At 53.8% G+C, this 25639-nt stretch carries 25 protein-coding genes; 6 read left to right on the top strand and 19 right to left on the bottom strand.

The window, feature by feature from the left end; all coding sequences use genetic code 11:
• Positions 1-23 precede the first annotated feature (23 nt).
• The 7 genes from IEV97_RS08625 to IEV97_RS08595 all read right to left on the bottom strand — a co-directional run bounded on the left by IEV97_RS08625 (position 24) and on the right by IEV97_RS08595 (position 5526).
• Complete coding sequence (locus IEV97_RS08625; protein ID WP_188501121.1) at positions 24-407, bottom strand: DUF3037 domain-containing protein; 384 nt, start codon at positions 405-407, stop codon at positions 24-26.
• On the bottom strand, positions 385-1185 hold the full coding sequence (locus tag IEV97_RS08620) for a HipA family kinase (RefSeq protein ID WP_188501120.1): 801 nt from the start codon (positions 1183-1185) through the stop codon (positions 385-387). Before IEV97_RS08620 ends, IEV97_RS08625 begins: the two co-directional genes overlap by 23 nt.
• Before the next feature lie 66 nt (positions 1186-1251).
• Positions 1252-1677, bottom strand: a complete 426-nt coding sequence (locus IEV97_RS08615; RefSeq protein ID WP_188501119.1) for a hypothetical protein — start codon at positions 1675-1677, stop codon at positions 1252-1254.
• 63 nt (positions 1678-1740) lie between these two features.
• Positions 1741-2220, bottom strand: a complete 480-nt coding sequence (locus IEV97_RS08610) for an META domain-containing protein (protein WP_188501118.1) — start codon at positions 2218-2220, stop codon at positions 1741-1743.
• Between the two features lie 61 nt (positions 2221-2281).
• Entirely contained in the window at positions 2282-3172 is an 891-nt protein-coding gene (locus IEV97_RS08605; RefSeq protein WP_188501117.1) for a DMT family transporter, read from the bottom strand.
• A 364-nt stretch (positions 3173-3536) separates the two neighbouring features.
• On the bottom strand, positions 3537-3887 hold the full coding sequence (locus IEV97_RS08600) for a DUF779 domain-containing protein (protein WP_188501116.1): 351 nt from the start codon (positions 3885-3887) through the stop codon (positions 3537-3539).
• A 79-nt stretch (positions 3888-3966) separates the two neighbouring features.
• Positions 3967-5526 (bottom strand): aldehyde dehydrogenase family protein, encoded by a 1560-nt coding sequence (locus IEV97_RS08595; protein WP_188501115.1) that lies wholly within the window; start codon positions 5524-5526, stop codon positions 3967-3969.
• Between the two features lie 213 nt (positions 5527-5739).
• Here IEV97_RS08595 and IEV97_RS08590 point away from each other — a divergent pair, with 213 nt between their 5' ends.
• A complete protein-coding gene (locus IEV97_RS08590) occupies positions 5740-6573 on the top strand; it encodes a helix-turn-helix domain-containing protein (protein ID WP_188501114.1) in 834 nt (277 codons plus the stop codon).
• Positions 6574-6682: 109 nt separating this feature from the next.
• Here the strand turns inward: IEV97_RS08590 and IEV97_RS08585 are convergent, their stop codons facing one another.
• From IEV97_RS08585 to cphA, 11 genes are all read right to left on the bottom strand, one after another.
• Entirely contained in the window at positions 6683-7006 is a 324-nt protein-coding gene (locus IEV97_RS08585) for a 2Fe-2S iron-sulfur cluster-binding protein (protein ID WP_007660406.1), read from the bottom strand.
• Complete coding sequence (locus tag IEV97_RS08580; protein WP_188501113.1) at positions 7006-8019, bottom strand: NAD(P)/FAD-dependent oxidoreductase; 1014 nt, start codon at positions 8017-8019, stop codon at positions 7006-7008. The genes IEV97_RS08585 and IEV97_RS08580 overlap by 1 nt, the downstream gene beginning before the upstream one ends.
• Before the next feature lie 141 nt (positions 8020-8160).
• Positions 8161-8439 (bottom strand): hypothetical protein, encoded by a 279-nt coding sequence (locus IEV97_RS08575; protein WP_188501112.1) that lies wholly within the window; start codon positions 8437-8439, stop codon positions 8161-8163.
• Positions 8440-8450: 11 nt separating this feature from the next.
• On the bottom strand, positions 8451-8741 hold the full coding sequence (locus IEV97_RS08570; RefSeq protein ID WP_188501111.1) for a hypothetical protein: 291 nt from the start codon (positions 8739-8741) through the stop codon (positions 8451-8453).
• Between the two features lie 51 nt (positions 8742-8792).
• The gene (locus tag IEV97_RS08565) at positions 8793-9080 is read right to left on the bottom strand and encodes a hypothetical protein (protein ID WP_188501110.1); all 288 of its coding nucleotides are present in this window, start codon (positions 9078-9080) and stop codon (positions 8793-8795) included.
• 42 nt (positions 9081-9122) lie between these two features.
• A complete protein-coding gene (locus IEV97_RS08560) occupies positions 9123-10364 on the bottom strand; it encodes a DUF4153 domain-containing protein (protein ID WP_188501109.1) in 1242 nt (413 codons plus the stop codon).
• A gap of 57 nt (positions 10365-10421) precedes the next feature.
• Entirely contained in the window at positions 10422-10760 is a 339-nt protein-coding gene (locus IEV97_RS08555) for a potassium transporter KefB (protein WP_188501108.1), read from the bottom strand.
• An 82-nt stretch (positions 10761-10842) separates the two neighbouring features.
• Positions 10843-11151 (bottom strand): winged helix-turn-helix domain-containing protein, encoded by a 309-nt coding sequence (locus tag IEV97_RS08550; protein ID WP_076665597.1) that lies wholly within the window; start codon positions 11149-11151, stop codon positions 10843-10845.
• A gap of 7 nt (positions 11152-11158) precedes the next feature.
• A complete protein-coding gene (locus tag IEV97_RS08545; RefSeq protein ID WP_188501107.1) occupies positions 11159-11782 on the bottom strand; it encodes a hypothetical protein in 624 nt (207 codons plus the stop codon).
• 834 nt (positions 11783-12616) lie between these two features.
• A complete protein-coding gene (locus IEV97_RS08540; RefSeq protein WP_188501106.1) occupies positions 12617-13582 on the bottom strand; it encodes an isoaspartyl peptidase/L-asparaginase family protein in 966 nt (321 codons plus the stop codon).
• Between the two features lie 132 nt (positions 13583-13714).
• Positions 13715-16357: a cyanophycin synthetase gene (gene cphA, locus IEV97_RS08535; protein ID WP_188501105.1), complete on the bottom strand. Its 2643-nt coding sequence runs from the start codon at positions 16355-16357 to the stop codon at positions 13715-13717.
• A gap of 332 nt (positions 16358-16689) precedes the next feature.
• On the opposite strand from cphA, the gene IEV97_RS08530 reads away from it, so the two are divergent.
• On the top strand, positions 16690-17583 hold the full coding sequence (locus tag IEV97_RS08530) for a hypothetical protein (RefSeq protein ID WP_188501104.1): 894 nt from the start codon (positions 16690-16692) through the stop codon (positions 17581-17583).
• Positions 17584-17632: 49 nt separating this feature from the next.
• Here IEV97_RS08530 and IEV97_RS08525 read toward each other — a convergent pair whose 3' ends face one another.
• Entirely contained in the window at positions 17633-17980 is a 348-nt protein-coding gene (locus IEV97_RS08525; RefSeq protein WP_188501103.1) for an STAS domain-containing protein, read from the bottom strand.
• Between the two features lie 481 nt (positions 17981-18461).
• On the opposite strand from IEV97_RS08525, the gene IEV97_RS08520 reads away from it, so the two are divergent.
• The 4 genes from IEV97_RS08520 to glgP all read left to right on the top strand — a co-directional run bounded on the left by IEV97_RS08520 (position 18462) and on the right by glgP (position 25491).
• The gene (locus tag IEV97_RS08520; RefSeq protein ID WP_188501102.1) at positions 18462-19118 is read left to right on the top strand and encodes a response regulator; all 657 of its coding nucleotides are present in this window, start codon (positions 18462-18464) and stop codon (positions 19116-19118) included.
• Between the two features lie 154 nt (positions 19119-19272).
• Complete coding sequence (locus IEV97_RS08515) at positions 19273-20142, top strand: pirin family protein (RefSeq protein WP_188501101.1); 870 nt, start codon at positions 19273-19275, stop codon at positions 20140-20142.
• A gap of 625 nt (positions 20143-20767) precedes the next feature.
• A complete protein-coding gene (locus IEV97_RS08510) occupies positions 20768-23509 on the top strand; it encodes a S8/S53 family peptidase (protein WP_188501100.1) in 2742 nt (913 codons plus the stop codon).
• A gap of 335 nt (positions 23510-23844) precedes the next feature.
• The gene (gene glgP / locus IEV97_RS08505; RefSeq protein ID WP_188501099.1) at positions 23845-25491 is read left to right on the top strand and encodes an alpha-glucan family phosphorylase; all 1647 of its coding nucleotides are present in this window, start codon (positions 23845-23847) and stop codon (positions 25489-25491) included.
• The last annotated feature ends 148 nt before the right edge of the window (positions 25492-25639 follow it).

Below are 25639 nucleotides of genomic sequence, written 5' to 3'. Positions count from 1 at the left end.
AAGTTGAGTTGCAGCAAATGTGCCTATAATACCAGATCGCGGTGCAGCTTCGCCAGCGTTTCGGCGGGGTCGAGGCAAAGTCCGGGGTGGACAGCCGAGGTCTGCACGATGGTGCTGCGGTTGGCCGTGAGCCAGCGGAAACGCGAGGCCGTGCCCAGCTGGCCGATCGGCCCGCCTTCGCGACGGCCGGCGCATACCTTCTCGAAAGCCTGTAGGCGTGCCCGCAGTTCCTCCATGTCCAACTCGCCGAACGCAGCCTGCAGGCGTGCCTCATTCAAGGTATAGCGGATCTGCAAAAAGCCCCGCGAGTTGCAGAGCAGGATGACGCCCACATTCAGAAATTCCTCCCGCTCCACCCGTGGTACCACCCGAATGACGGCGTACTCAAATAAGTGTCTTTCTTGCATCTTGGGCGGCTTTCACAAATATGTCTGATTGGGCTAATCTAATCTCGAAGAAGCGGGCGTAGGCCTGGCGGTGCTCCTCAGCAGTCTCAAAAGGCGACTCCACACCGGTGAGCCACTCGTCCGGTATCAGCGCCAGGATCTCCTGTATACGGGCAGACGTCAGCGTCTCCCGGCCGGCTTTGTCGGCCGCCTCCAGTTCGCTGGCATGCGGCAGAAGCACATGGTCCTTTATCATGGCAAATGGGCGGTTGGCCTGCTCTTCCCAATTATCCCAGGAGTGGTGGAAGAAGAGGGAAGCGCCGTGGTCGATCAGCCAGAGCTCTTTCTTCCACATCAGCATATTGGTGTTGCGGGCAGTGCGGTCCACGTTAGTCACCAGGGCATCTAGCCACACGATGCGGGAAGCCAAGCCGGCGTCGATGGTCGTGACAACAGGGTCGAAGGTGATGGCGCCCTGCAGGTAGTGAGAGCCCAGGTTGAGGCCTTCGCTGGCGCGGAGCAGGTCCTGTATCTCTTCGTCGGGTTCGGTTCGGCCAAAGGCTTCGTCGAGGTGCATGAACACGATCTCAGGGATCTGGAAGCCCAGCGCCCGGGCCATCTCGCCCACGATCAGTTCGGCGATCAGTACTTTGATGCCCTGGCCTGCGCCCCTGAATTTGAGGACGTATAGAAACTCGTCGTCCGCCTCCACAATGGCGGGCAGGGACCCACCCTCGCGCAAAGGGGTAATGTAGCGGATAACGTTTACGGTCCGGATCTCCGGTGATCTGTGATTCATAGGTGCAACTTACGAAATTTCTGAAGCCCCAGCCAGGTATAGCGGCTACGGATTCTTACTGTGTTATCAGGCTCGGGCAAAAATTAACCGCCGTGAAAGCAAGTGTGCTATATAAGCCATCGGGAGATAGGCTACCGTCAGGTCGAGCACCGTGAACCAGACAGGGGAGGGGAGCATGAACACGCTCGCTATACCTCCGGCCAGGAAAAAGACCCCGATGGCTATGGCAAACTTAAACTTATGCGTAGCCGCGATCGTGGTGGCCAGAAAAGCCCCTGCCAGTGTACCCAGCGCATGGGCCAGAAAAGGAAACAGAAAGTGCTTCGGCTGGAACAAATGCATGGTCGCCTGCAGGCCCTCCGTCGTGGTGACATCGGCCCCGTTTGGCGGCGGAATAATAGTGCCACTCACCGAGATCAGGGCCATGTTGACACTACTGCCGATTACGATGCCTGCCACGACAGCCAGAATGTTGCGAAGGATGGGGCGCATAGGGGTGCGATTATTTCAGGTACAGAGAAGGGGCCAAGTTAGTACATTCTATGGATAATCAAACTAGCGCAGGTATACGGCATGGAACACAGCCAGTGGCGCCCGACGGCCTACGTTCAGCATCAGCGTGTCGCCGTGCAGGGTATAGTTGTCGGCCAACTCAAATACTTTCATAAACTCATCTTCCTTTTCCACGCCCGCGCAGTACATCCTGGTCATCGCCATCCCGGAAAAGCGGATCCGGTTGCCTTCAGAAAGCGCGTACGTACCGTTAAAGGCATTGCACCCTCCGTTGCCTCTTACTTTATTGCCCTCCGTTTGGAGCACGAAATGCGCTTCGGCTTGCTGGTCTTCGGACATGGTAACGGGTTGGCCTTCCAGCTCGACCAGTTTCCAGCGCTTTTCGGTAATGGTGGGCTCCTGTTGTTCCACACCTGTGGTAGGGACGGTGCCGTTATTGGCAGCCTGGTCAGCATTTTTAGCTGTGCTGCATCCACTCAGAGTGAGAGCGAAAACAGAGGCGATAATAAGGTATTTCTTCATAGTATTATAAATTGATGTAACGTATTTTTTTGATTAGGCGCATACCTGCAGAAACGCTGAGCTATACCTGTCTGGACCGGCCCAGGATTTTACGCAGCGAGATGTCATTGGCATAAAACGTGACCCCGATCCCGAACAAAAGGATCAGGCCACCGGCTATCATCCGCAGCGTAATTTGCTCGTCCAGGAACAACCAGGCCAGAAACGAGGCCAGCAGTGCCTGACTGAGCAGGCTGAGGGAGACGCGGGTGGCGCGCATGTGCTGCGTGGCATAGCTCAGGAGGAGCCAGGCCACCAGCTGGCACAGGATACCCTGCACAAACAGCACCAGCCAGCCCATCTCCGAAAAGCCGCTGAAAGGCTCGTTCAGTAAGTAGGAGACCACAGCCAGAAAAACAGAGGAGGAGAGCAAGTTGATCGTCATGAACGAAAGGACCGACATGCGTTCGAGCACATGTTTGCTCAGCAGGATGTACACGGCGTAGAAAATGCCCGACAGCACTCCGAACATAAAGGCCAGGTCGAAGCGCAGCTCCAGGAAAAACTCATGCCCCACCAGCACTACCATACCCATCAGGGCAATCACCGTTCCGATCCAGAAGTTGCGCGACGGCTTGTTCTCCAGAAACAGGTATGAGCCCACACCCACCCACACCGGGGCCAGGTTGGTGAGCAGCGAGGCCTGCGTTGCTGTGGACTGTTGAATCGCGATGTTCCAAACAGCTACATCCGATGCGAAAAAGATACCCGACAGCATGGCCAGCAACAGGATTGGAGTTGGCGGTATGTGCAGGCGTCTGGTCAGCAGCACAAAGGGCAGGAGCAGCGCGGCCGCGATGGCCATCCGGTAAAAGGCCGATATCAAGCCCGGTGTGAAGTTTAGCTTTACCAACACCGGGAAAATGGAGATGCAGATAATACCGATGAGCAGGGCAAGGCGCGGTTTATTCATGGGTACAGACGTGGGAATTCCTGCAAAAGTATACAATTGTGCGAAGCTTCAGCCAGTCTATACCTTATTCTTGCTAAGGTCACAATGTTTCCAGGGCAAGTATAAGGCTTTGGCTTAGCAAGTTTCTTTTCAGCATATTTAAACGCAATCTTAAATGCGCTATTTATGCTGATCTTTTCCCGATTCAATGAGGGTGGTCAATTCTTCGGCTGTCTGTCGCATAAAATGTTTTTGCCTTTATCAGCGTAAATGAAAAGGGGCCCTAAGCATTTCGCCTGCGGGCCCTTTTCAGCTGTGCTGGTATTTTCCAATACCTGAGATCCTTCCTGAAAGCCGATCTAATATGCCTTGCAAACAGGGATGGTTATACTACTGCGGCATTTTCCTTTGGGATCAGCGCGTGGGTCGTGATACTAAAGGCCATACCCAGCACAGATTCCAGCGAAAAGCCGCCGCCCATGCCAGGTGCCGCGTCCAACAGCAGCTGGGAGTACTCGTAGTATTGGTGCTGCTCGTCCGACAGGTAAAATTCACAGCCTTCCACCTTGCCGATCAGCACGTCGCGGGAGCCAGTTTTATACTCACCTTTCTCGTAGCACATGGGCTGAGAGCCCTCGCAACAGCCGCCACTCATGTAAAACAGCAGCTCGCCGTAGCGCTCTTTCAACTGGCTGATCACTTCCTTTGCTTTTTCGGTTACTAGTATCTTTTCCATATCTCTACATATTAAATGTTTAAAAAAAATCACCTGGGGAAGCCCCAGGTGATTTCAGGTTAATGACAAACTTTAGCTCTTAAAAGAAACCTTGCTTTTTCTTATCATAAGATATCAGCATATTCTTGGTCTGGCGATAATGGTCGAGCATCATCTTATGGTTCTCTCTACCGTAGCCCGACTGCTTGTAGCCACCAAACGGAGCGTGCGCCGGGTAGGTATGGTACTGGTTTACCCAGACACGGCCGGCCTGTATGGCTCTCGGCACCTGGTACATTTCATGGGCATCACGGGTCCAGACGCCGGCGCCCAGTCCGTAAATCGTATCGTTAGCGATTTCGATGGCCTCTTCAGTCGTCTTAAAAGTGGTCAGAGCCACTACCGGACCAAAGATCTCTTCCTGGAACACACGCATCTTGTTGTGGCCCTTCAGGATGGTTGGCTGGATGTAGTAACCATCCGCTAATTCGCCCTCCAGTTTCTGCGGTTCACCGCCCAGCAGTACTTCGGCTCCTTCTTCTTTACCAATCTTGATGTAGTTCAGGATCTTGTCGTACTGTGGTTTCGACACCTGCGCGCCGATCATCGTTTCACCGTCCAGCGGGTTACCGGCTTTAATGGCTTTCACGCGTTCGATCACGCGTTTCGTAAAGGCGTCGGCTATACTTTCGTGCACCAGTAGTCGGGTTGGTGCCGAACAGATCTCCCCTTGGTTCAGGGCAAAGAAGGCGGCTCCTTCCAGGGCTTTGTCAAAGAACTCGTCGTCGGCATCCATCACAGACGGGAAGAAGATGTTCGGCGATTTACCGCCCAGTTCCATGGTGGAAGGAATGATGTTTTCGGAGGCGTACTGCATGATCAGTTTACCTGTTGCCGTGGAGCCGGTAAACGCAAGCTTGCTGATCCTTGGGGAAGTACCCAGGGCTTTACCAACTTCGGCTCCAAAACCGTTCACCACGTTCAGCACACCAGCTGGTAGTACGTCACTGATCAGTTCCATCAGGGCCAGGATACTGGTTGGGGTCTGCTCAGCCGGTTTCAGAACAATCGTGTTACCGGCAGCCAGTGCTGGGGCAATTTTCCAGGCGGCCATCAGCAGCGGGAAGTTCCATGGAATGATCTGCCCTACCACCCCGATCGGCTCGTGCAACACAATGCTCACCGTGTTTTCGTCGTGCTCGGAAACGCCGCCTTCCTCTGCGCGGATCACGCCGGCAAAATAGCGGAAGTGGTCGATCACGAGCGGAAGGTCTGCAGCACGCGTCTCCCGGATCGGCTTACCGTTGTCAATGGTGTCAACTGTAGCCAGATACTCCAGGTTGTCTTCAATGGTCTGGGCTACCCGAAGCAGTGTGTTACTGCGGTCCTTGGCAGATGTCTTGCTCCATTTTGGGAAGGCCTTGTGTGCCGCGTCCAGCGCCAGCTCCACGTCCTCCTTGGTGGAACGGGCTGCCTGCGCAAAAACTTTCCCGTTGATCGGTGAAATGTTATCAAAATATTCTCCTTTTACTGGTGGGACAAATTGCCCCCCGATAAAGTTATCGCGTGGCAACTCTTTGCCTTTGAGTTGTGGGAATTTATATAGTTTCTTTTCTGCTTTTCCGTTTCCTATGATAGGTTCTAATACTGTCGTGCTCATAATTTTATATCTTTAAATGTGTTTGAATATATTTAAGTGCGGCATGCCACTGTCTCTGCATCTGTTACAAATTTACAACAATACCAGGCGCAGGGGGTAGTACAGAGTACCCATAAGGTAGGACAAAAGGGAAATTACTGAAAAATAGCAAGGTATAGCTTAGGAAACCGCCAGAGTAAGTGTTGCCAGATGTTACGAAAAGCCTGATAGCCTATGAGCCCGGAAAAGGAACTGTTTTTTATAAGCCCGTTGGACGCCCCGCTGACCGCGTACCTTCAAAGTCCTGCTCGGGAAGATTACTTTGAAATTGCCTGGCTGAAGGATGAGGAGCCTATCCATTTTATACAAGAGGGTACTCCCCGCGTGAAAGGAGACTGGCTATACCTGATTCCGGCTAACCGCTCCCCACGCCCCAGAAAATCCGGCAAAAAAGGAACGCTGATCGCCTTTCATAAATCGGTGCTGGACTATGAGGTAAAGGAATTTTCGCTGGATGTGATCAGGCTTTTTCTTGGGAAAGGCGCGGGTAACTTCTCCACCATCTTGCTGGAAGAGGACATGGCCGTTACGTTGGAGAGCATTCTTTGGATCATCAAAGACGAGTATGAGCAGCAGCAAGAGAATTTCCTGGTGCTTAAAGCGCTGCTGAAGGCATTTTTATTGAAGCTAATGCAGTATAAGGTACAGACCTTAACCAGACAGGGGCTTAATGAGAAACGGGTATACCATTTCCTGCTGCTGCTGGAGCACCACTTCAGGGAAGAGAAAACAGTGGCGTTCTATGCCGATAAACTGAACATCACACCCAAACGTCTGAACCAGATCCTGAAGCAAAAGACCGGAAAAACAATCACGCAGTTGTTGCAGGAGCGCCTGGTAGTGGAGGCCAGGCAGCAGCTTGTCGCCAGCGCAAAGACGATACAGGAAGTGGGCTACGGCCTTGGTTTTGATGACAGATCCTACTTCAGCAGGTTCTTCAAAAAAATGACCGGACAGACGCCGGAGCAGTTCCAGAAACAAGCCAAGGAGCGGATTTTTCCTGTCTAATGTATAGCAAGCAACATCATGCTGAAGGGGCTTCAGGTATAGCGCAAACAAAAAAGCCATACCCTTTACAGGTATGGCTTTCCGGATTTTCAGGTATAAGGTATAGCGCTTAGGCTTCCGGCATCAGGCGCACCACCAGGCCATCGAGGTCGGGGTTTACGCGTAGTTGGCAGGAAAGGCGGCTGGTTGCGGTGGCGTGTGGCAGTGTCTCGAGCATGTAGGCTTCGTCGTCGCCGGGCTCGGGCAACTCGCCGCTCTGCAGCACCTCCACGTGGCAGGTGGCGCAGATGGCCATGCCGCCACAAATGGCCGGCACGTCCAGCTCGTTGGCCTTCATCACTTCCATTACCGAAAGGCCCATGTCGGTAGGGGCTTCCAGGGTTACGCGGCTACCGTCGGGCAGCTCCACGTGTATGTTGATCAGCTCCTCCATTAGCTTAGCTCCTGTATGCCGTTCACGGTGGTGTACTTGAGCACAAACTTCTTGTCCGGATAGATAATGTTGTAAGCGCTCTGTGCCATTAAGGCCGACTCGTGGAAACCGCACAGGATCAGCTTCAACTTGCCCGGATAGGTGTTGATGTCGCCGATGGCGTACACGCCCGGAATGTTGGTAGAGTAGTCCACGGTGTTCACCACGATGGCGCCCTTCTCCAGCTCCAGTCCCCAGTTCTCGAGCGGCCCAAGTTTTGGCACCAGACCGAAAAGCGGAATGAAGTAATCGGTCTCGATCTTATACTCATCTTTATTGTCGATGAGTACGGTTACAACGTCCAATTTGCCATTGCCCTGCACCTCCGTCACGTTCGACTTGAGCAGCAGCTTGATCTGTCCTTCCTCGGCCATGGTCAGCACTTTTTCCGCCGACTCGGGCGCTCCCCGGAAGGTAGAGCCACGGTGAACGAGCGTCAGTTCTTCAGCCACACCGGCCAGGTAGATCGCCCAGTCCAGGGCAGAGTCGCCGCCACCGGCCAGCACTACTTTCTTGCTGCGGAACAGCTCCGGGTCGCGTACCATGTAGGTCACGCCTTTGCCTTCAAAGTTCTCCAGGCTGTCGATGGCCGGCTTGCGCGGCTCAAACGAACCCAGTCCGCCGGCAATGGCCACTACCTTGCAGGCGATCTCGGTGCCTTCGGAAGTGCGCACAATGAACGAGCCGTCCTCTTGTTTGTCGAGTTCTTCCACGCGCTCACCCAAGGTAAAGGTCGGGTGGAAGGGCTCGATCTGCTTCATCAGGTTGTCTACCAGTTCGCCAGCCAGAATCGACGGGAAGCCAGGTATATCGTAGATCGGTTTTTTCGGGTATATTTCAGATAGCTGTCCGCCTACCACCGGCAGGGCATCTACTACGTGGCAGCGCATTTTCAGCAGGCCTGCCTCAAACACTGCGAACAGTCCCACAGGTCCTGCACCCACAATGCATATATCAGTTGTTATTCTGTCCATTTAAAATTGTCTTTTGATCAATCAATTTTCTACCGTAAAGATACGGCCATGTGTCAAGCATCCATAGCAAATTCTGTTATAAAATGGGGCGGCTCACAGCTTTTGCCGTAAACCGCCCCGTTTATGTCGTGCCGGATGTTCTTAAAGAAGCGCTTTGTCCAGCATATCGCCCAGGTCGCTTACGCCCAGTGTGAACATAAACAACACGATGGCCAGAATGATTTTAACCGCCACAGGTATAGAGAAGTTCAGATGTCGCTTCAGGAGGTCGTTGGCCGGAGGGAGATAGACGAGCGAGAGCAATAGGTAGGCTATACCTGGCACAGGATGCACCAGCACCAGGTTCAGGACACCAACGGCCGCGACCACCAGGCCGAAAAACCAGCCGAGCAGGGGATAGGTCAAGGTATGGGCTTTCATAGTGCTGCTGTTTAACTGCCTGCAAATGGAGTTCCGAAAATACCCACTGCCAGTTCCGCCCAAATGAGGAATAAGGCCAGTAGAATGAGCCCGATGAGGACGAGCCGCGACTCGGTGTTTTTAACTTTTCGGAGCACGAGTTCAGCCGCGAGCCCCGTGCCGAGCAGCAGAATGCCCATGATCACAAAATCACGCAGATCCCAGTCTACTTCGCTGGTGAACTGCATGGCGATAAGCGGAATGAGTAGCAGGCCTACTACTGTGAGCACTATGCCGATAAGTCTTTTGTTTTGCGTTACCATATCTGTTTTAGTTTATGATGAAAGTGGTTTGTTTTCCTGATTCCTGTAATGTTAAAAATCAAGCAGCATCAGGTCGATCTTGTCAAACAGTTCGGCCACGCCCAACGCAGACCAGATGATAAAGATACCCAGGATGACCTTGGCCGCCAACGGAATGGAAAAGCCTGTTGACTCCCGCAGAATATCCGTCATGGGAGGAAAGTAAACGAATGACAGCAGGATGATGAACAGGCCATACCCGGCGTCATTGCCCCAAAAAGTGTTGATGAACCCGATAGCCAGAAAGAGGAAGCCAAACAGCCAGCTGACCACACTCCCGATTTGCAATGTTTTTTCCATGATGTGTTTTTGGTTTATGATGAAGAGAATTTTTACTGCTTACTATTCGAACCCGAAGATGAGCGGGAAGAGAAACACGACCATGATGGTCCAGGCAAAGTACACCGGAATGTAGAGCACGATGGAGCGACCTACCTCGGTGACGGCTGCCTTACGAGTAGCAGCCTTCCACAGCATGACCGACACGATGAGCAGGTGCACCAGCATGAGCACGTTGCCGCCCATCACGGCCACTCGGTTTGGCGTAATGCCCCACTCCGAAATACGGAATGAAATGGCCGACAGCGCGATGCCATTCACCACCACCGTCACCACTGAGAGCAGGAGCAGCACCCATACCTCCGAGCGCGCCCCCGACTTGCCCGAGCTCTCCGCCACCGAGAAAAAGATCAGCGCCATCACCCCGATCAGGAGCACGTTGAAGAGCAGCAGAAACTCACGGTCGTTGTAAGGGTCTTTGCCAGAGTAAATGATGGCCCCCAGGTAGATCACCAGCATGACCAGCACCAGCGGACTGAAGATGCGGGCGATAAGCGGCGACACCTTGTTGACCAACTGCGGGTTGTTCTGGGTCAGGTAGGCGGCTACGATGGGAACTGCCGGCAATCCAAAGGCGACGATGTACTCAAAGTAAAACTCCTCTATCCGGAGCCCGATCAGCGCAAACAGGCCGATCGTTATACCTGTCAGCATCCCACCGGCTATCACCAAAAGTGCCGACATCACAGCCAGGTCGCCGTTGAAGCGCAGGAAGCTGAGTCGCTTGTCGGCCAGGTGCAGTTCCCGACCCGTATACGAAACCCCTAGCAGCACCCACAGCAGCAAAGGCAGGTGGATGCAGGCCAGCACCAGCGTGTCGCTCTGGTTGTCGGGCAGCAGGTTGATGTAAAGGGCGCAAACAACCGTGATGGCAGTGATAAATGCGATCCGGTTTGCCGGCAGTTTGTTCCGCCAAGCGAAGTAGGCCATCAGGGGCGGAAGCACAAAAAAGCTGAGGTTGCGCGGGTAGTAGAATTCCTCGCTGATGGGGAAGATGGCCGGCAGTTTGACGAGTATACCTGCGACCAGCGCGGCGATGATCACGAAAAGGAACTCCCGGTTAAAGCGCCAGAAAACATCCTCTGTTTCGTAATTCAGTCGCTCGTACCAGAAGCCGGCCAGCGCCTTGTCCTGTAGCTGGGGGTAAATGCCGCTGAACTCCTGTTTGAAGCCAGACTTGTTGGCGCGGTACAGCTTCTCGAGCTGCCCGGGGTTGTCGAGGTGCGATAGTATTTGCTCTTTCATGGGACTATACCTGTAAGGTTATTTTTGAAGATCATTTTGCCAGACCACTGCTGCGCCCTAGTCCCACAGCGTACCGGCCAGACCCAGCACAGAGCCCAGCCAAAGGCCTACCAGGTAGATCAGCGCGCTCAGCACCACGGCAATGGCCTTGTGTATGCCGAGCCTGCGGTGATAGTGGAGCAGCATGTAGTTGATGAAGCCACTCAGTGCGCCTGCCATGGGCACAATAAGGAGTGGTCTGATCATCCAGAGTTTGCCCCAGGCCGGATCAGGGTGCTGCACACCAGCCAGAAAGAGGGCAATCAGGGCTAGGGCGAAGGCAGCGCCTGTGAGTGCGCGTCGGCCTGCCGCGGCGGCAAGTGCGTTTTGTTTTTGAAAGTCGTTTTGCTGTACCATGTTGATCTTGTGTTTGTGTGTATGTCTGTTTTGTTGATTATTAAAGTACTTTGAAGTTCAAAGTGTAGCGACAAAAAAAATATCAGTCGCTTTGTCTGTTGTTCAAAATCAGTTGCTCCAGGGCGTCCAGGTGACTTTTAAAAGCCTCGCGGCCTGCCTCTGTTGCCTGGTAGGTGGTGTTGGGTTTGCGCCCGACGAACTGCTTCTCCACTTGCAGGTATTTAGCCTCTTCCAGCGCCCGCAGGTGACTGGCCAGGTTGCCGTCGGTCAGTTGCAGGGTTTCCTTCAGTGTGTTGAAGTCCACCCTGTCGTCCACCAGCAGCACCGACATAATGCCTAGCCGCGCCTTGCTCTCGAAGGCCTTGTTTATATTTTCCAGGTATTCTTTCACCGGTTTGCTAGCGTTCGTATTTAAAGTACACCAGCGCGCCATACACAATGTGCAACATGCCAAAGCCCACCGTCCACAGCATCAGGCCATAGCCCACAAACACGCAGGCCACCAGGCCGAGGATGATCTCGATAATGCCCAGGTAGCGGATATCGCCCAGGGTATACTTGCTGCCGTTGAGCAGGGCCAGGCCATAAAAAACCAGCATGGCAGGCGCCACCAGGTATAGGATGCCATGGTAGAGCAGGATAGCACAGAACACACCACCGGTCGCTAAAGGTATAGCCAGGTTCACCAGCAACCGCTTCGATTGGTTGTCCCAGGTGCGTTGGTTTTTCTTGCGGGCATTGCGCGCCGTAAAGTAGGTAGCCGTTCCAAAGGCCAGTACTAGCACGCCGATCGCCACCGCCAGCAAAAAAAGAATATCCTGGCGACTGAAGTTCGAAGCCTGGTCGCTGTAGTAATTAATGTTGTGCTGGCTGAAGTACCACTTCACCACCGCTGCACCCACCAGGGCCGACAAGCCCGCGAATACGCCGGACAAACCGCTCAGGGAGATAAAGCGGGAAGAGCGATCCATGATGTTGCGGATCTCATGCAGGGCTTCTAACTGGTCTTGCTGCTGATTCATGGTAAAGTACTTTGAGTTTCAAAGTTAATACGGGTTTACGTAAAGTCAAGCTTTGGGGCTAAATAAATTTTAAGAATTTAATGAGGTATGGGACTAGCCCTTGGTTTGGTGCTGGGTATTTAGGTTTCAGAAAGACTAACTGCTAGTATGAGCTTGTAGCTCATACTGTTATTCGTGCCGGAGGTATAGCTGCGGAGGAAGGTATAGACACGAGCTACAAGTTCGCTCCAGTTGGTGAATTGCTTTTCAAAAGACAGTTGCTCGTCGAGATCATTGCATCTTGTACGGGGCAGGTATAGCAGATTAAAGTGGGTATAACATCCAATGGCTTTATCTTTTTAAATGCTCTTTCAAATGCTTATTTGCTCTTTCGGACATTCATGTCCCGAAGCATTCTGTTGGGAATGTGCACATCCCCGTGCGTAGGTCAGCAGGTATACGGGGATTAGGGAATCCCCTACCGTTAGCTTTCGGATTGATAAATCCGAAAGAGCCTGTTGCTCATGTGCCTGCTTTGTAGGTATACGGGGACAAGGATGTCCCCATCAGAAATACTTCCGGACACAGATGTCCGAAAGAGCATCGTCGGGAGATTCGTTTCGAGTGGATTTGTAAACCTGCAGCATCTGAGGGCTCTTCGGGATTTTTAAATCCCGAAGTAAACGGTAGGGGATTTCCTAATCCCCATGTACCACTAGCGGTTCACGCAGGTCTTCAGACCTTCAGCCATCCCCATCCAAGTCAGCTATATCTTCTCCGAAGCTGCAAGGCATTGGCCATATACCCAGGTATACAGCCAATGCCTTGCAGGTATAGCCAGTGCTTGGTTTCAGACTACTTTTCCATCTCCTTCAGCTTAACAGGCTTCTTATGCTTTTCTGACTCCCACAAGGCCACAAAGGGCTCTTCTTCTGCAGCCCAATAGCCCCGTTTCATAAAGCCGGTGTTGAACCCGAAGGCTGCCTTGCCGGCAGCGTCCATCGATAGAATGCCCCTGTCGCCCTGCAGTTTATCGGCATGCAGCTGAATGGCTTTGTCGGTGGCCGCCTGCAAGGAGTTGCCGGCATACTTCATCATCGCGTATACCTCATGTGCGAGCACACCGCGCATGATCGCTTCGCCCTCGCCGGTGCAGCTCACGGCGCATACCTCGTTGTTGGCAAAGGTGCCCCCGCCGATAATGGGGGTATCCCCGACGCGTCCTTTCATTTGGTTAGTCAGTCCGCCGGTGGAGGTGGCCGCTGCCAGGTTGCCGTTGATGTCCAGGGCAACAGCACCTACCGTGTCCGTCATGGAGCCGGGCATGGTTTTCTTCCCTGCCTTTTCCTGCTGCTTGTCGAGCCAGGCCTCTCTTTTCTCAGGTGTTATGAAGTACTCCGGTCCTTTGAGTGGCAGGTTGTTGGCAAGGGCAAATTCCTCGGCACCGGTACCTACCAGCAGGCAGTGTTTGCACTTCTGCAGGATTACCTTAGCCAGACTGATCGGGTGCTGCACATAGCGCACGCCGCCCACAGCCCCCACCCGAAGGGTGTTGCCGTCCATGATGGCGGCGTCAAACTCCGTCTCGCCCCGCTGGGTCAGACTGGCGCCCCGTGCGGCGTTAAACATCGGGTTACGCTCCATGCTGTTGACAGCCGCTTCTACGGCATCCAGGGCGCTGCCGCCTTTTTCAAGCACGTCATACCCCTCTTTCAGGGCATCTGCCAAACCTTGCCTGTAGGCCTCTTCCTTTTTCTTGTCAAGCTCGCCGGGGGTTATAGTCTCTGCGCCTCCGTGTATCGCAATTGCAAATTTTTTCATAGTTGTTTGTTCCCCTTAATAGGGCCTCTGGTAATTACGAGGCAATCTGCCCCTGGTTTTTCAGGGCATAGTTCAATCGTTCAGCGGCCGACATCTGGTTTTAGAGGCAGCCGCTGGAGTAGAAAATCTTACTTAAAATGAATCCTGCTCGAGTGAGGAGATGTGGCGGTGTTCAATGATGCGGAAACTCTCCACCATTTTCACTGACTCCGGAATGTCTTCCGAGAACAGGGCGATGAAGGCACCTTCCGGCGCGTACTCCAGGGCGTGGGCCAAAGCACGACTTTCCTGGTTGATCTCGGTTACTTTCATATTCGGCTTTGCAGACCCGATGCCCTGCTTGAGGAGGCTGTTGATCTCGTGTCCGGGTTTGCCGCGCAGGTCCTTGTCCTGCCGGATGATGATCTCGTCGAAGGTTTCAGCCGCAATACGCCCGATTTCAATGGTGTCCTCCTCCATCCGGTCGCCCACGCCCGCTATGATCCCGATCTTGTAGCTTGCCTGCACATTGTCAATAAAATCGGCGATGGCCTCCATGCTGGCGATGTTGTGGGCATAGTCGATGAGCACTTCGTAGCGGGGCAGCTTGAAAAGGTTCATGCGGCCCGGCGTGGTCTCGGCGGAAGGTATAAAGGTGCGCAAGGCAGTTCTGATCTCGGCAATCTCAAAGTGGTTGATATACCCTGCCAGCGTGGCGGCCAGCACGTTCTGAATGTTGAAGCGGGCACGTCCCCCGAAGGTCAGCGGGATGTCGGCAACACGGTCGACTCGTATCTTGTAAGTGTTCTTGAAGATGGAGATATACCCGTTTTCGAGCACGGCGGCCAAACCGCCTTTGCTGATGTGCTGCAGAATGCGCGGGTTGTTTTCGTCCAGGCTGAAGAAGGCAACCTTGCAGGAAAGGCCGGTCGCCATTTCGAAGACCAGGTCATCGTCCGCATTGAGCACCGCATACCCGTCGGGGCATACCGTGCGCGGGATCACCGCCTTCACCTCAGCCATTTCCTCTACCGTGTTGATGTCTCCCAGCCCCAGGTGGTCGGCCGACACGTTGGTGACGATGCCGATGTCGCACTGCCGGAAAGCCAGGCCGGAACGCAGCATGCCGCCCCGGGCACACTCCAGCACGGCGTAGTTCACGGTGGGGTCTTTGAGCACAAACTCGCTGCTGTAAGACCCAGTAGTATCGCCTTTGATGATTTTTTTGTCCTGTATATAGATGCCGTCTGTGGTGGTATACCCGACCTGGTAGCCTTTGAACTTGAGCATGTGCGCCACCAGGCGGGTGGTGGTCGTTTTGCCATTGGTGCCCGTAACGGCCACAATGGGTATGCGGGTCGGGTTGCCATGCGGGAAGAGCATGCTGATGATCGGCTCCGCCACGTTGCGCGGCAGGCCCTCGGTCGGGGAGATGTGCATGCGCAGGCCGGGGGCAGCGTTCACCTCAATCACAGAACCCCTTGTCTCGGGCAGCGGGATGGCGATATCGGTCGTCATCACATCAATACCGCACACGTCCAGCCCGATGATGCCGGCGATGCGCTCGGCCATAAGCACATTGTAAGCATGCACCAGGTCCGTCACGTCGGTGGCAGTGCCGCCTGTGCTCAGGTTAGCCGTGCTTTTCAGGTAAAGCACCTCGCCGGCAGGCAACACCGATTGCAGCGTCAGGCCTTTGTCTTTGAGCAGGCTGCGGGTGTGCCTGTCGATTTTGATGTGCGTGAGCGCCTTTTCATGGCCTATACCTCGTCTCGGGTCCTTGTTCACCTCCTTCACCAGTTGCTGTATGGTCGAGATGCCGTTGCCGGTGACCATGGCGGGTGTGCGTTTAGCAGCGGCCGTGAACTTGCCGTTGATGACCAGCAGGCGGTAGTCGTCGCCGGTGATGAACTGCTCCACCATCACTTTTTTACTGAAGCGCTGCGCTTCGGCCAGCGCCCGCAGCGCTTCTTTCCAGGTATGGATATTGATGGTGGCGCCCTTGCCCTGGTTGCCGTCCAGCGGCTTGACTACCACAGGATAGCCCAGCTCCTCTATTGCGGTCTCCAGGTCATCGGCATCCTGCACAATGCTGCCGAGTGGAACTGGTATACCTGCATCGTCCAGGATCAACTTGGTGGCGTTTTTGTTGCCGGCATTCTCCACCGCAAAATAAGAGGTGCGGGAAGTCATGGCAGCCTGTATGTGTTTTTGATGGATGCCGTACCCCAGCTGAATAAGTCCGCTTCGGTGGTTGTTGATATAGGGTATGCCTCTGTTGACGGCCTCTATTATAATGGCCTCGGTGCTGGGGCCAAAGTACTCGTCCTCCCGGATCTGGTGCAGCTTGGCGATGTCCTGCACAATGCTGGGCTTCTTGCCTTTGGCCATGAGCTCGGCGATGCGTACCGCGGCATGGGCCGCGTACTCGCCGGCTCGTTCCTGCTGATAGGAAAAGACCACGAAGTCCACACCAGGTGCGGGGCCGGCGTAGCGCCTGCCATAGCCACTGTTCATACCCGCCAGCGTTTGCAGCTCGAGCGCTATGTGCTGCACCACCTTGCTAAAGGTGGTGCCCTCGCGCACAAGTCTGAAAAAGCCACCGGGCGTTCCTTTGGATGAGCGATGCTCATACATACCCGGGAAAAGCTTTTCTAACCGCTCCGGAAACTGTGGCACTTCATTGGTGAGAACATCCTGCAGGTTCTCCAGATCGAGCTTCAGGACGATTATTTTAGGATGCTTGATGGACCAGTAATTAGGCCCACGCATGATCCTCAGTTCAAGTATTTTCATTTGCTTTCATGCTTCAGGTTAGAGCCCGCATAAAACTGGTTGCGGGCCGTGAGGGCTGTGCATAAGTTTTGTACGGATTAGCCAGGCTTTGGGAGAACGTCGGGGAGGCAAATGAGGTATGATTTTCCTGAAAATGAGTAGTTTGAACAGTTAGAGCAACCCAGCAAGTGTTTAGTACCGGTTTGCCTTCCGTATTTGTACGCCTTTTCAGTGAACAGCTGGGAAGGACCCGTTAATTTAACAAACCCCATCCCAACTAAACCGTTTAATAAGTGCATATTTTGTCTAATTATATATTCAATAAGTTCTATAATTGTATTAATGAGAAAGCTATGGCAAGAGATCATCAGGATGACTATAGAAGGGAAAGCTACCGCTCTCAAGACGATCAGGAGAGGGGATTCTTTGACCGGGTAGGTGATAAAATCAGCAATGCATGGGAGCGGATGACCGGTGATGAGGACACTTACCGCCACAGCAGCACTGCCCATTACCCTTATTCGGGAGAGCATGACCGCGGAGGATACCGCTCATCGCCTTACGGTTCAGGTACCTGGGAAAGCCGGGAGCAGGGCAACCGCTACGGGGAATCGCATTTGGGCAGGTATAGTCCACAGCGCTCAGAGGGCAGTAACTACGGGGAAACTTCCCGCTCCGGGCAAGGATGGAGCAGCGGCTACAGCGGCCGTATGTCTGATTACGGAAGCTCTCCAGAGCAACGTGGCCAGTCCCGGGGTAGAAGTGGCTATGGTGGTAGTTCGCAGGGCAGTGGTTATGGTGGCAGTGGCTCTCATTATGGAGCCGGCTCCAGCGGGAGTGAGTACGGTGCTTCCGGACACACAAACTATGGCAGCTCACAGCGCGACTACGGCAGCACTGCCGGCTACGGGGATTCTTCAGCAGGCTACGGCAGAAGCTCCATGGGCTTTCCGCGCGGCTCCGACTACGGGAGTGGCGGCTCCGGCTCTATGGGAGGTGGCTACTTCGGAAGCGGAGCGGGACCCTGGAGCGGCGGACCTTACGGCGACACCGGCACCGCGGGCTACAGGGCTGGCAGCGGCTCGCAGCGTGACGTGGGCGGCAGCTCGGCACCGGGCACACAGGGCAGAAGCAGCTCCATGGGCAGCACAGGCGGCTACAGTGGCTCTGACTATGATTACTCCCGCCGGGAGCAGTCGCGCCGGGGACAGCCAGACCAAAGCTTCGGCAGTGACTGGGACCGTTAAGAGACTCTATGTTGGAATAAAAAAAGGGACTGCATGCAGCGGTCCCTTTTTATTTGGCAATCATCTGTCTGGCATCTTCCACGGTTTCCGCCGACTTGATCAGGCGGTCGAGGCCCAGGATCTCAAACACGTTGCGGATCTTGGGCTGCATGTTCACCATCACCAGGTCCATCTCCTTTAGCTTGCAGGCCTGAAAGGCAGCCAGCAGCACACCAAGACCGGCCGAAGAAATGTAGGTCAGCTCACCGCATTCGATCAAAACAAAGACTGACGAGGCAGCAATTGCCTCTTCCAGTGCGTTGTCGGCGTATACAGACGAACTGGCGTCAAGCTCTCCCTTGAACCGAAGCAATGCCCCCTTGCCAATCGTATCTGTCGTAACGCTAAAAGTTTTCATCTATCGTTGTTTTGTTCTCGTGATCAGTCGCAGTTTTTTGGGTTATATCCCGCAAAAAAGCGATCAGTTTGTGTTATTGCCTCTCATACGCAAAAATGCAACGCAGGCTGTCTTGCTGCAGGGGCCACCGCTTTCAAAGTTAAAAGAAAAATCTTCCTTTCAATGCTATACCTACCAGTCTGTGTCCTCATGCTGTTTAATTCCGATTATAATCGTAGTAAATACGTATACGATTCTGCACGAAATACTTATTTTTTACTAATGCATCAGTTTTAAATGTAATGCGGGGCTTTTGTGATTGTACATTCAGTTATTTATGTTGAAAATTGCTGGCAATAGGGGCAGTCTGGTTGAATCATCTTTAGACCGATTGCCCTTTATTCGATCTTCTTTATAGCATGTCCGGCTTTTTTCTACTTTTCATGACCTTGAAACTGCTGGACGAAGAGGTCACTCGTGACCTTTGATTCAAACTTGAACCATGATAAACCTTATAATCACGGATGACCACAAAATAGTGCGTGATGGCTTGAAAGCTTTGCTGCAAGACCATGGTGCTGTGCGTGTGGTTGGTGAAGCTGCCAGTGGTAGCGAATTGTTGGATATATTGCCTGGGGTAGAAGCTGATATTGTCCTGATGGACCTCAGTATGCCAGGAATGGACGGTTTTGATACGGCAACCCAGATCTTCAACCGCTACCCGGAGTTGAAAGTGGTGGTGCTCTCGATGCTGAGTCACGAAAAATACGTGCAACGGATGATGGAGCTTGGCGCGTCAGGCTATATTTTGAAAAATGCGGGTAAAGACGAATTGCATTGTGCCCTGCAACTCATAGCGCATGGTTGCCGCTACATCAGTCCGGAAGTGACGCTGGAGCTGCTCCGCAAAATAAAGCAGCTGCCCATCGAACTGCCCTCATCAAACGGAAATGAGGAAGAGCACCGCGAGCTCTCCAAGCGCGAACTGGAGGTGCTCTCCCTGATCGGGGAGGGCTTTACCAATGCCGAGATTGCCGATAAGCTGTTTACCAGCAAGCGCACTGTCGAAACCCACCGGCAGAACCTGCTCGACAAAACCAAAGCCCGAAATACAGCGGCGCTCATCAAATACGCCCTGCAGCGCGGACTGATTTCCTGAGGTAGCATAAACTTTCTGATGTAGCATAAGCACTGCTTCTCCCGGCGCATTTGCCGGCAGGCATGACGTTTCGCATCTCACCTTTTGGGTATGGCAAAGTTCCGTGGCTTTGGTAATTTCGTATGCTGAAATGAAACCATTGCCCCGGAACGCCATGCAACAGAACCGAACCGTCGCACGACTCCTTTTTGCTGAAGAAACAGACATGGGCGGCCTGCCGCTGCGGCAGCCACTGCCCACCCGCCAGGTAGAGCAGCACGACCCTTTTCTGCTGTTGCACCATCTTACCACCACCGTCCAGCAGTCAGATTATCCCTATAAGCTTGGGGTGGACCCGCATCCGCACCGTGGCTTTTCGCCGGTCACATTGGTGTACCAGGGAGGCGTGCACCACCGCGACTCCCGCGGCAACGACAGTGTGGTGTGGGCCGGCGGTACCCAGTGGATGAATGCCGGGCGGGGCATCGTGCACAGCGAGCGCCCTCCCCGTGAAATGCAGGAGCAGGGGGGCGTGCAAGAGATTGTGCAACTGTGGGTGAACACGCCGGGAGCTCTTAAAATGGAGCTGCCTGCTTATTTCGCCCTGCAAGCCGAAGATACCCCTACCATCTCTGAAGACGAAGGGCGCGTACAGCTTGCGGTGGTGGCAGGAGAATACAAAAGCACAAGAGGCCCCGTCAACTCGCCGAGCCCTGTGATGGTGCTGCGTCTCACGCTGCAGCCGGGTGGACAGTGCTCCATACCTATACCTGCCGATCACAACGCCATGCTATACCTGCTCGATGGCCAGGTAGCACTGGAAGGCTATGGACTGCTTGACGGCCTGCACCTGGCCCTCCTGAACAGAGATGGCGAAGCCTGCACGATCACCGCCCGCCAGGACACGCGTCTGCTCCTGCTATCAGGAAAGCCGCTCGATGAACCGCTGGCCATGCACGGGCCCTTTGTGATGAACACCCAAACCGAAGTGATGCAGGCCATGCGCGACTACCAGATGGGCAAGATGGGCATGCTATTCGAGTAAGGGGAGTTGATCAGTTCTCTCTAAAGCAACACCAACAGGACAGCAGCCGCGCGAGCCCGTCTTTCTGCAAACTTTCGGGCATGTCATGCTGCACTGCGCCTTGTTGCGCCCTCTCAACACGGGCTATCCGTCGGTATTCCCCCGTCTCACAAAATGGCAGTTGGAGGCCTGCTCCCTTTTATTCTCCTACAATCAATCAACCCGTCCCTACTGCGCTGCTATACGAAAGGTACCTGGCCACTTTCAATTTCCTTCACCTCCAAAGCAATGCTGAGTCAATTATGCAGTCCAGTATAGACCGCATCAACAAAAGATAAAGTCTCCGTATCCCCTTAGCCGAAAGTTCAAAACTGCTCTCTGTCCTATGTTGTAACATAATTCTGATTATAACTATTTAAAGGTATAACATCGAGTAAATGATCGTGTTTTATTGATTTTATCCCTTTTATATGCTATACCTTGTTTTTTTAATGTAATTATTTTGTGATGATGTGTCGTACTATACTTTTTACAACGACGCCTTTATTAACCAATTTTTTCTCCGCCCTACTGCCTTCCTTTTAGGCCAAGGCAGTTTTTTACCTTAAAACACCTTATGTAACACGTTTAACTAATCCCTGTTTTTATGAGAAAACTCTTCGCAGTAGTTGCATTAAGCCTCCTGGCAATCAGCAACGTTTTTGCACAGGCTTACCTGGATAACAAGCTCCGGGCTGCCATCACCGACAAGACCAGGTTGGTGCAGGTAGTAGTAACATTCAAAGGCGAAAGTGCCCCCACTTTGCTCGACCTTTCCGCTCTCACACAAGCCGGTATCACTAAAGGCCTCACGCTCAAATCCCTTCCCATAGCGGGTGTGCTGGCCACCGGTTTGCAGGTAGAGCTCCTCGCCAAAAGTCCCCGTGTGCTCTCGCTATACCTGAACGAATCACTTCAGTATGAGAATAACTCCGCTACTGCCCTGACCGGGGTAGACAAACTGCGCACCGAGCCAATCTTTATGAGCCGTAACGGCGGAATGCCACTCACCGGCAAGGGGGTTGGCGTTGTGGTGAACGACAGTGGCGTGGACGGTACCCACCCTGACCTGCAGTTTGGGCGCAACCTGAAGCAGAACGTCACGGCGGCCACCAACCTCAATGCGGTATCCTCGCTGTTGCCCTACCTGATCCTGGAAAACGTGCCGAACACCGATGCTACGGGTGGCCATGGCACGCACGTGGCAGGTATAGTGGGCGGCACCGGGCAGGCCTCGCAAGGCTTGTATGAAGGAGTGGCACCAGGCGTCGATCTGATCGGCTACGGCTCCGGCGCGGCCCTGCTACTGCTCGACGTGCTCTCCGGTTTTGACTATGCCATTACCAACCAGGCCCGTTACAACATCCGCGTCATCACCAACTCGTTCGGCACCACCAGCGACACAGGCACCGACGTGAACCCCGCCGACCCGATCACGCTGGCCACCAAGCGCTGCGTGGACCGCAACATTGTCGTGGTATTCTCAGCGGGTAACTCCGGTCCGGGGTCCGGCACCATCACGGGGCAGTACAAAAAAGCGCCCTGGGTTATCGCCGTGGCAGCTGGCGACAAGTCCGGCCGCTTGGCAGACTTCTCTTCGCGCGGCATCCGAAACAAGGGAGGCTCTTTCACACTCGATGGCAAGGCCTATACCTGGGAAGACCGTCCGACGGTGACCTCTCCGGGTGTGGACATTGTGGCTGCCCGTGTCATTGCACCGGTGTCTTCGCTTTCTATTGATAAGGATGCCACGGAACTGGACCCGGCGCATGTGCCTTACTACACCCACATGAGCGGTACTTCCATGGCCGCACCGCATGTGGCAGGTATAGTGGCCCTGCTGCTGGAAGCTAATCCTACTCTGACGCCTTACCAGGTAAAGGAAATTCTGCAGCAAACCGCAACCAACATTCCGAACCGTGAGAAATGGGAAGTGGGTGCCGGCTATGTAAACGCCTACGCTGCTGTGGACAGAGCTTATCGCGCAACCGCTCCGTATGGCTCGACGCTGAACATGAGCCGCACCTTCCGCAGCAGTGTGAATGCAAATAACATCACAGAGAACTTCACGATAGACTATAACCCTGCGACCACTGCCACCAACGACTATACCTTCCAGGTGGCAGAGGGCACCACGGCCATTGAAGCCAAGATCAAGACAACCGGGCTGTTGGGTGAAACGGGCAACCCTGTGAACCTGGCGTTGATCTCCCCATCCGGCGCTGAAACACGTTCGGGCATACCGGTGCTTTTTGCGCTGAGCTATGACCGTGGCGTGGCAGTGGCCTCTCCTGAGGCGGGTACCTGGACGGTACGTATCTCCGGTCTGAACGGAGCAGCATTCCCGGAGCAGATCAGCGGTACTGTGAACATGATGACAGCAGCCGGCACTTCCGGGTTGAGCGATATAGCCGGTCACCCGGCTGAAGCCTCCATCATCCTGGCTGTGAGCGCCCGACTGGCCGACGGCCTGAGTGGAGGCAGCTACAAGCCAGACGAATTGCTGAAGCGCATCGACATGGCAGACTACCTGATGATGGGCGAAGGCATACGCCAGCACCTGCCTGTAAACGGCTCCTATACCTTGACTGACGTAAAAGAACGCAACCTGATCGCAGAGTCGGTAACCGCGATGGGTGCTGCCCTGCGGGATCAGAAACTCCAGCAGAGCGGTATCATGCTGGCAGCCGCTCCGGGCAAGTTCAACCCGAACGGCAAAGTGAACCGCGCGGAAGTGGCTTACTCGCTGGTGCAAGCTCTGGGCCTACAAGCCTATGCGCTGGAGCGCAACGGCAAAACACCAACCGTAGCCTACAATGGCAAGAGCTATCCGATAGAAGACGCCGCCGCTATACCTGCCGGTCTGGAAGGTTATGTGAGCGTGGCGCTGGAGTTGAACATGATCAATGCCTTCTTCACCGCCACACAAGGTCCTTATGATCTGGAGCCGGTGCTGCATGCCAGCTTCAAGCCGCTGCAGGACGTAACGCGCGCTGACTTTGCCGTGATCGTGACACGCACACACAGCTTGTGGAACAGCGGAGCACAGCCATTGGCGGCAGAAGGCACTTCCAACCTGGCCATATCAGCAGAAGGCAAACTGGTAAGCTACCCGAATCCATTCACAGAGGTGACCACCATCCGCTACGCCGTCGAGCAGGACGGTCCGGTGCTGGTGGAGGTGTTTGACATACTGGGCAAGAAAGTGCGCACGCTTGTATCAGAAAACAAAACCGCCGGAGAGCACCAGGTCGACTTCAGAGGAGACAATCTGCCAGCCGGTACCTACATCTACAAGGTAGAGGCAGGACAGAAGGTATTCTCCAATAAAATGCTGTTGGCAAAATAAAACACCAGCAAATCAACCTGAAAAAGGCTCTCCTGATTGGGAGGGCCTTTTTTGTGAGGTAGATTTAGCTCATTAGAAATAAACTGTATCACTTTGGCCGTGTTATAAGTATATTGTACTTAAGCTTTTTCGGGCACGAGTCCGTTTGCGACGCCTTTGTTGAGGCTGCATCCCAGCGACAATTGCCGAAAACGGCACACAAGCAGTAGAATGGGTGATATTTTCAAATTCTGAGGTATTACGCTGTTCACTGCTTTCATTTTAGTACATAGCGGAGGCTAGGGGCGAGTGCCACAGCAAGCCTCTGAACAAAAATAAACAAGTAGCATTTAATTATGACAGTATACAACAAGTGGTATCATCCTTACGAGATCAACGAGAAGTATCAGAAGCGCGTGGCCTATTTCAGCATGGAGTTCGGCATTCACCAGGCGCTTAAGACCTATTCCGGGGGTTTGGGTTTCCTGGCCGGTTCCCACATGCGCAGTGCGCACGACCTGCGCCAGAACATGATCGGCATTGGTATACTCTGGAAATACGGCTACTACGACCAGACCCGCAACGATGACCAGACCATGCGGGTGCAGTTTCAGAAGAAGTACTATACCTACCTGGAAGACTCCGGCATTATGGTGACCGTGAACGTGAACGGCCACCCCGTAAAAGTAAAAGCCTTGGTGCTGCGCCCCGAAGTGTTTGGCACGGTGCCCATGTATTTCCTGACCACCAACATCGAGGAGAATGATCACCTGGCGCGCACCATTACCTTCCATCTCTATGACAGGGAGCCTTCTACCCGTATTGCGCAGAGCATTGTGCTGGGTATAGCCGGTGCCAAGGTAGTAGAGGAACTGGGTGGGGCTGACTTGTACCACATGAATGAGGGGCATGCCCTGCCACTGGCTTTTTACCTGCACGAGAAATTCGGCAACGCGGAGGAGGTGCGAAAGCGCGTTGTGTTTACGACCCACACCCCGGAAAAAGCCGGCAACGAGGTGCACGACATCCACCTGCTCAACAAAATGTCCTTTTTCAACAATACCTCCCTGGAAGAGGCACGCCGCATGACCGGCATGCACGGCAACTTCTTTGACTACACACTGGCTGCTTTACGGATCGCCAGGATCGCCAATGGCGTATCGCAACTGCATGGCCAGGTGGCGCGCGACATGTGGTACGAAAACGAAGGCGTGTGCGAGATCAAGGCCATCACCAATGCCCAGAACGCCCGCTTCTGGATGGACAACACCATGCGGCAGGCCCTGGAGCGCGACGATACCCAGGCCCTGGTGCAGCGAAAGGCTGATATGAAACAGGACCTGTTCGAAATTGTGGCTGACCAGACCGGCAAACTCTTTCGGAAAGATGTGCTGACTGTGGTGTGGGCGCGTCGCTTTGCCGCCTACAAGCGGGCTGACTTGCTGGTGCATGATATCGAGCGCTTTTTTGAGATGATCTCGAACAAGTCGCAGCCTGTGCAGGTCATCTGGGCCGGTAAACCCTATCCGTTTGACGAGGGTGCTGTGAGTGTGTTCAACAGCCTGGTACACTTGTCGCACCAGCGCAAAAATTTTGCTGTGCTCACGGGCTACGAAATTGGCTTGTCCCGCAAATTGAAACAAGGAGCCGACATTTGGCTGAACACGCCGCGCCGTCCGCGCGAAGCATCCGGTACCAGCGGCATGACGGCTGCCATGAACGGCGCCGTGAACCTGTCGGTGCTGGACGGCTGGCTGCCGGAGTTTGCCCGACACGGCGAGAACAGCTATGTACTACCCGTGGTTGACACTAACTTGCCCGACTCAATGCAGGACGAGATTGACCACAAAAACCTGATGAACATTTTGGAGAAAGAGGTCATTCCGACTTACTACAAGGACCGGGTCAAGTGGATGAATGTCGTGAAGCAGAGCATGCGCGATGTGATGCCTTTCTTCGACTCAGACCGCATGGCCCATCAGTATTACGAGCAGATGTATTGATCCATTTGAAAAAGGAATTTTTGACAAAGGACAAATGACCTTTAACTAGTGCATGACGGCTATCTGATTCTTATAAGCAGAATTGAAAAATATCCGTTCGGTTGGTCTTGTCTGAAAATAAAAAAGACGCTGTGCTATCCCTAGCGCA

This window comes from Pontibacter amylolyticus (genome assembly GCF_014638845.1).
Lineage (GTDB): Bacteria > Bacteroidota > Bacteroidia > Cytophagales > Hymenobacteraceae > Pontibacter > Pontibacter amylolyticus.
This window is presented reverse-complemented; position numbering and strand designations above follow the sequence as displayed.

What these genes read in the sequence shown, in the direction of transcription:
- IEV97_RS08625 (WP_188501121.1), bottom strand. Translation starts at nt 407, where the DNA reads ATGCAAGAAAGACACTTATTTGAGTACGCCGTCATTCGGGTGGTACCA.
- IEV97_RS08620 (WP_188501120.1), bottom strand. Translation starts at nt 1,185, where the DNA reads ATGAATCACAGATCACCGGAGATCCGGACCGTAAACGTTATCCGCTAC.
- IEV97_RS08615 (WP_188501119.1), bottom strand. Translation starts at nt 1,677, where the DNA reads ATGCGCCCCATCCTTCGCAACATTCTGGCTGTCGTGGCAGGCATCGTA.
- IEV97_RS08610 (WP_188501118.1), bottom strand. Translation starts at nt 2,220, where the DNA reads ATGAAGAAATACCTTATTATCGCCTCTGTTTTCGCTCTCACTCTGAGT.
- IEV97_RS08605 (WP_188501117.1), bottom strand. Translation starts at nt 3,172, where the DNA reads ATGAATAAACCGCGCCTTGCCCTGCTCATCGGTATTATCTGCATCTCC.
- IEV97_RS08600 (WP_188501116.1), bottom strand. Translation starts at nt 3,887, where the DNA reads ATGGAAAAGATACTAGTAACCGAAAAAGCAAAGGAAGTGATCAGCCAG.
- IEV97_RS08595 (WP_188501115.1), bottom strand. Translation starts at nt 5,526, where the DNA reads ATGAGCACGACAGTATTAGAACCTATCATAGGAAACGGAAAAGCAGAA.
- IEV97_RS08590 (WP_188501114.1), top strand. Translation starts at nt 5,740, where the DNA reads ATGAGCCCGGAAAAGGAACTGTTTTTTATAAGCCCGTTGGACGCCCCG.
- IEV97_RS08585 (WP_007660406.1), bottom strand. Translation starts at nt 7,006, where the DNA reads ATGGAGGAGCTGATCAACATACACGTGGAGCTGCCCGACGGTAGCCGC.
- IEV97_RS08580 (WP_188501113.1), bottom strand. Translation starts at nt 8,019, where the DNA reads ATGGACAGAATAACAACTGATATATGCATTGTGGGTGCAGGACCTGTG.
- IEV97_RS08575 (WP_188501112.1), bottom strand. Translation starts at nt 8,439, where the DNA reads ATGAAAGCCCATACCTTGACCTATCCCCTGCTCGGCTGGTTTTTCGGC.
- IEV97_RS08570 (WP_188501111.1), bottom strand. Translation starts at nt 8,741, where the DNA reads ATGGTAACGCAAAACAAAAGACTTATCGGCATAGTGCTCACAGTAGTA.
- IEV97_RS08565 (WP_188501110.1), bottom strand. Translation starts at nt 9,080, where the DNA reads ATGGAAAAAACATTGCAAATCGGGAGTGTGGTCAGCTGGCTGTTTGGC.
- IEV97_RS08560 (WP_188501109.1), bottom strand. Translation starts at nt 10,364, where the DNA reads ATGAAAGAGCAAATACTATCGCACCTCGACAACCCCGGGCAGCTCGAG.
- IEV97_RS08555 (WP_188501108.1), bottom strand. Translation starts at nt 10,760, where the DNA reads ATGGTACAGCAAAACGACTTTCAAAAACAAAACGCACTTGCCGCCGCG.
- IEV97_RS08545 (WP_188501107.1), bottom strand. Translation starts at nt 11,782, where the DNA reads ATGAATCAGCAGCAAGACCAGTTAGAAGCCCTGCATGAGATCCGCAAC.
- IEV97_RS08540 (WP_188501106.1), bottom strand. Translation starts at nt 13,582, where the DNA reads ATGAAAAAATTTGCAATTGCGATACACGGAGGCGCAGAGACTATAACC.
- cphA (WP_188501105.1), bottom strand. Translation starts at nt 16,357, where the DNA reads ATGAAAATACTTGAACTGAGGATCATGCGTGGGCCTAATTACTGGTCC.
- IEV97_RS08530 (WP_188501104.1), top strand. Translation starts at nt 16,690, where the DNA reads ATGGCAAGAGATCATCAGGATGACTATAGAAGGGAAAGCTACCGCTCT.
- IEV97_RS08525 (WP_188501103.1), bottom strand. Translation starts at nt 17,980, where the DNA reads ATGAAAACTTTTAGCGTTACGACAGATACGATTGGCAAGGGGGCATTG.
- IEV97_RS08520 (WP_188501102.1), top strand. Translation starts at nt 18,462, where the DNA reads ATGATAAACCTTATAATCACGGATGACCACAAAATAGTGCGTGATGGC.
- IEV97_RS08515 (WP_188501101.1), top strand. Translation starts at nt 19,273, where the DNA reads ATGCAACAGAACCGAACCGTCGCACGACTCCTTTTTGCTGAAGAAACA.
- IEV97_RS08510 (WP_188501100.1), top strand. Translation starts at nt 20,768, where the DNA reads ATGAGAAAACTCTTCGCAGTAGTTGCATTAAGCCTCCTGGCAATCAGC.
- glgP (WP_188501099.1), top strand. Translation starts at nt 23,845, where the DNA reads ATGACAGTATACAACAAGTGGTATCATCCTTACGAGATCAACGAGAAG.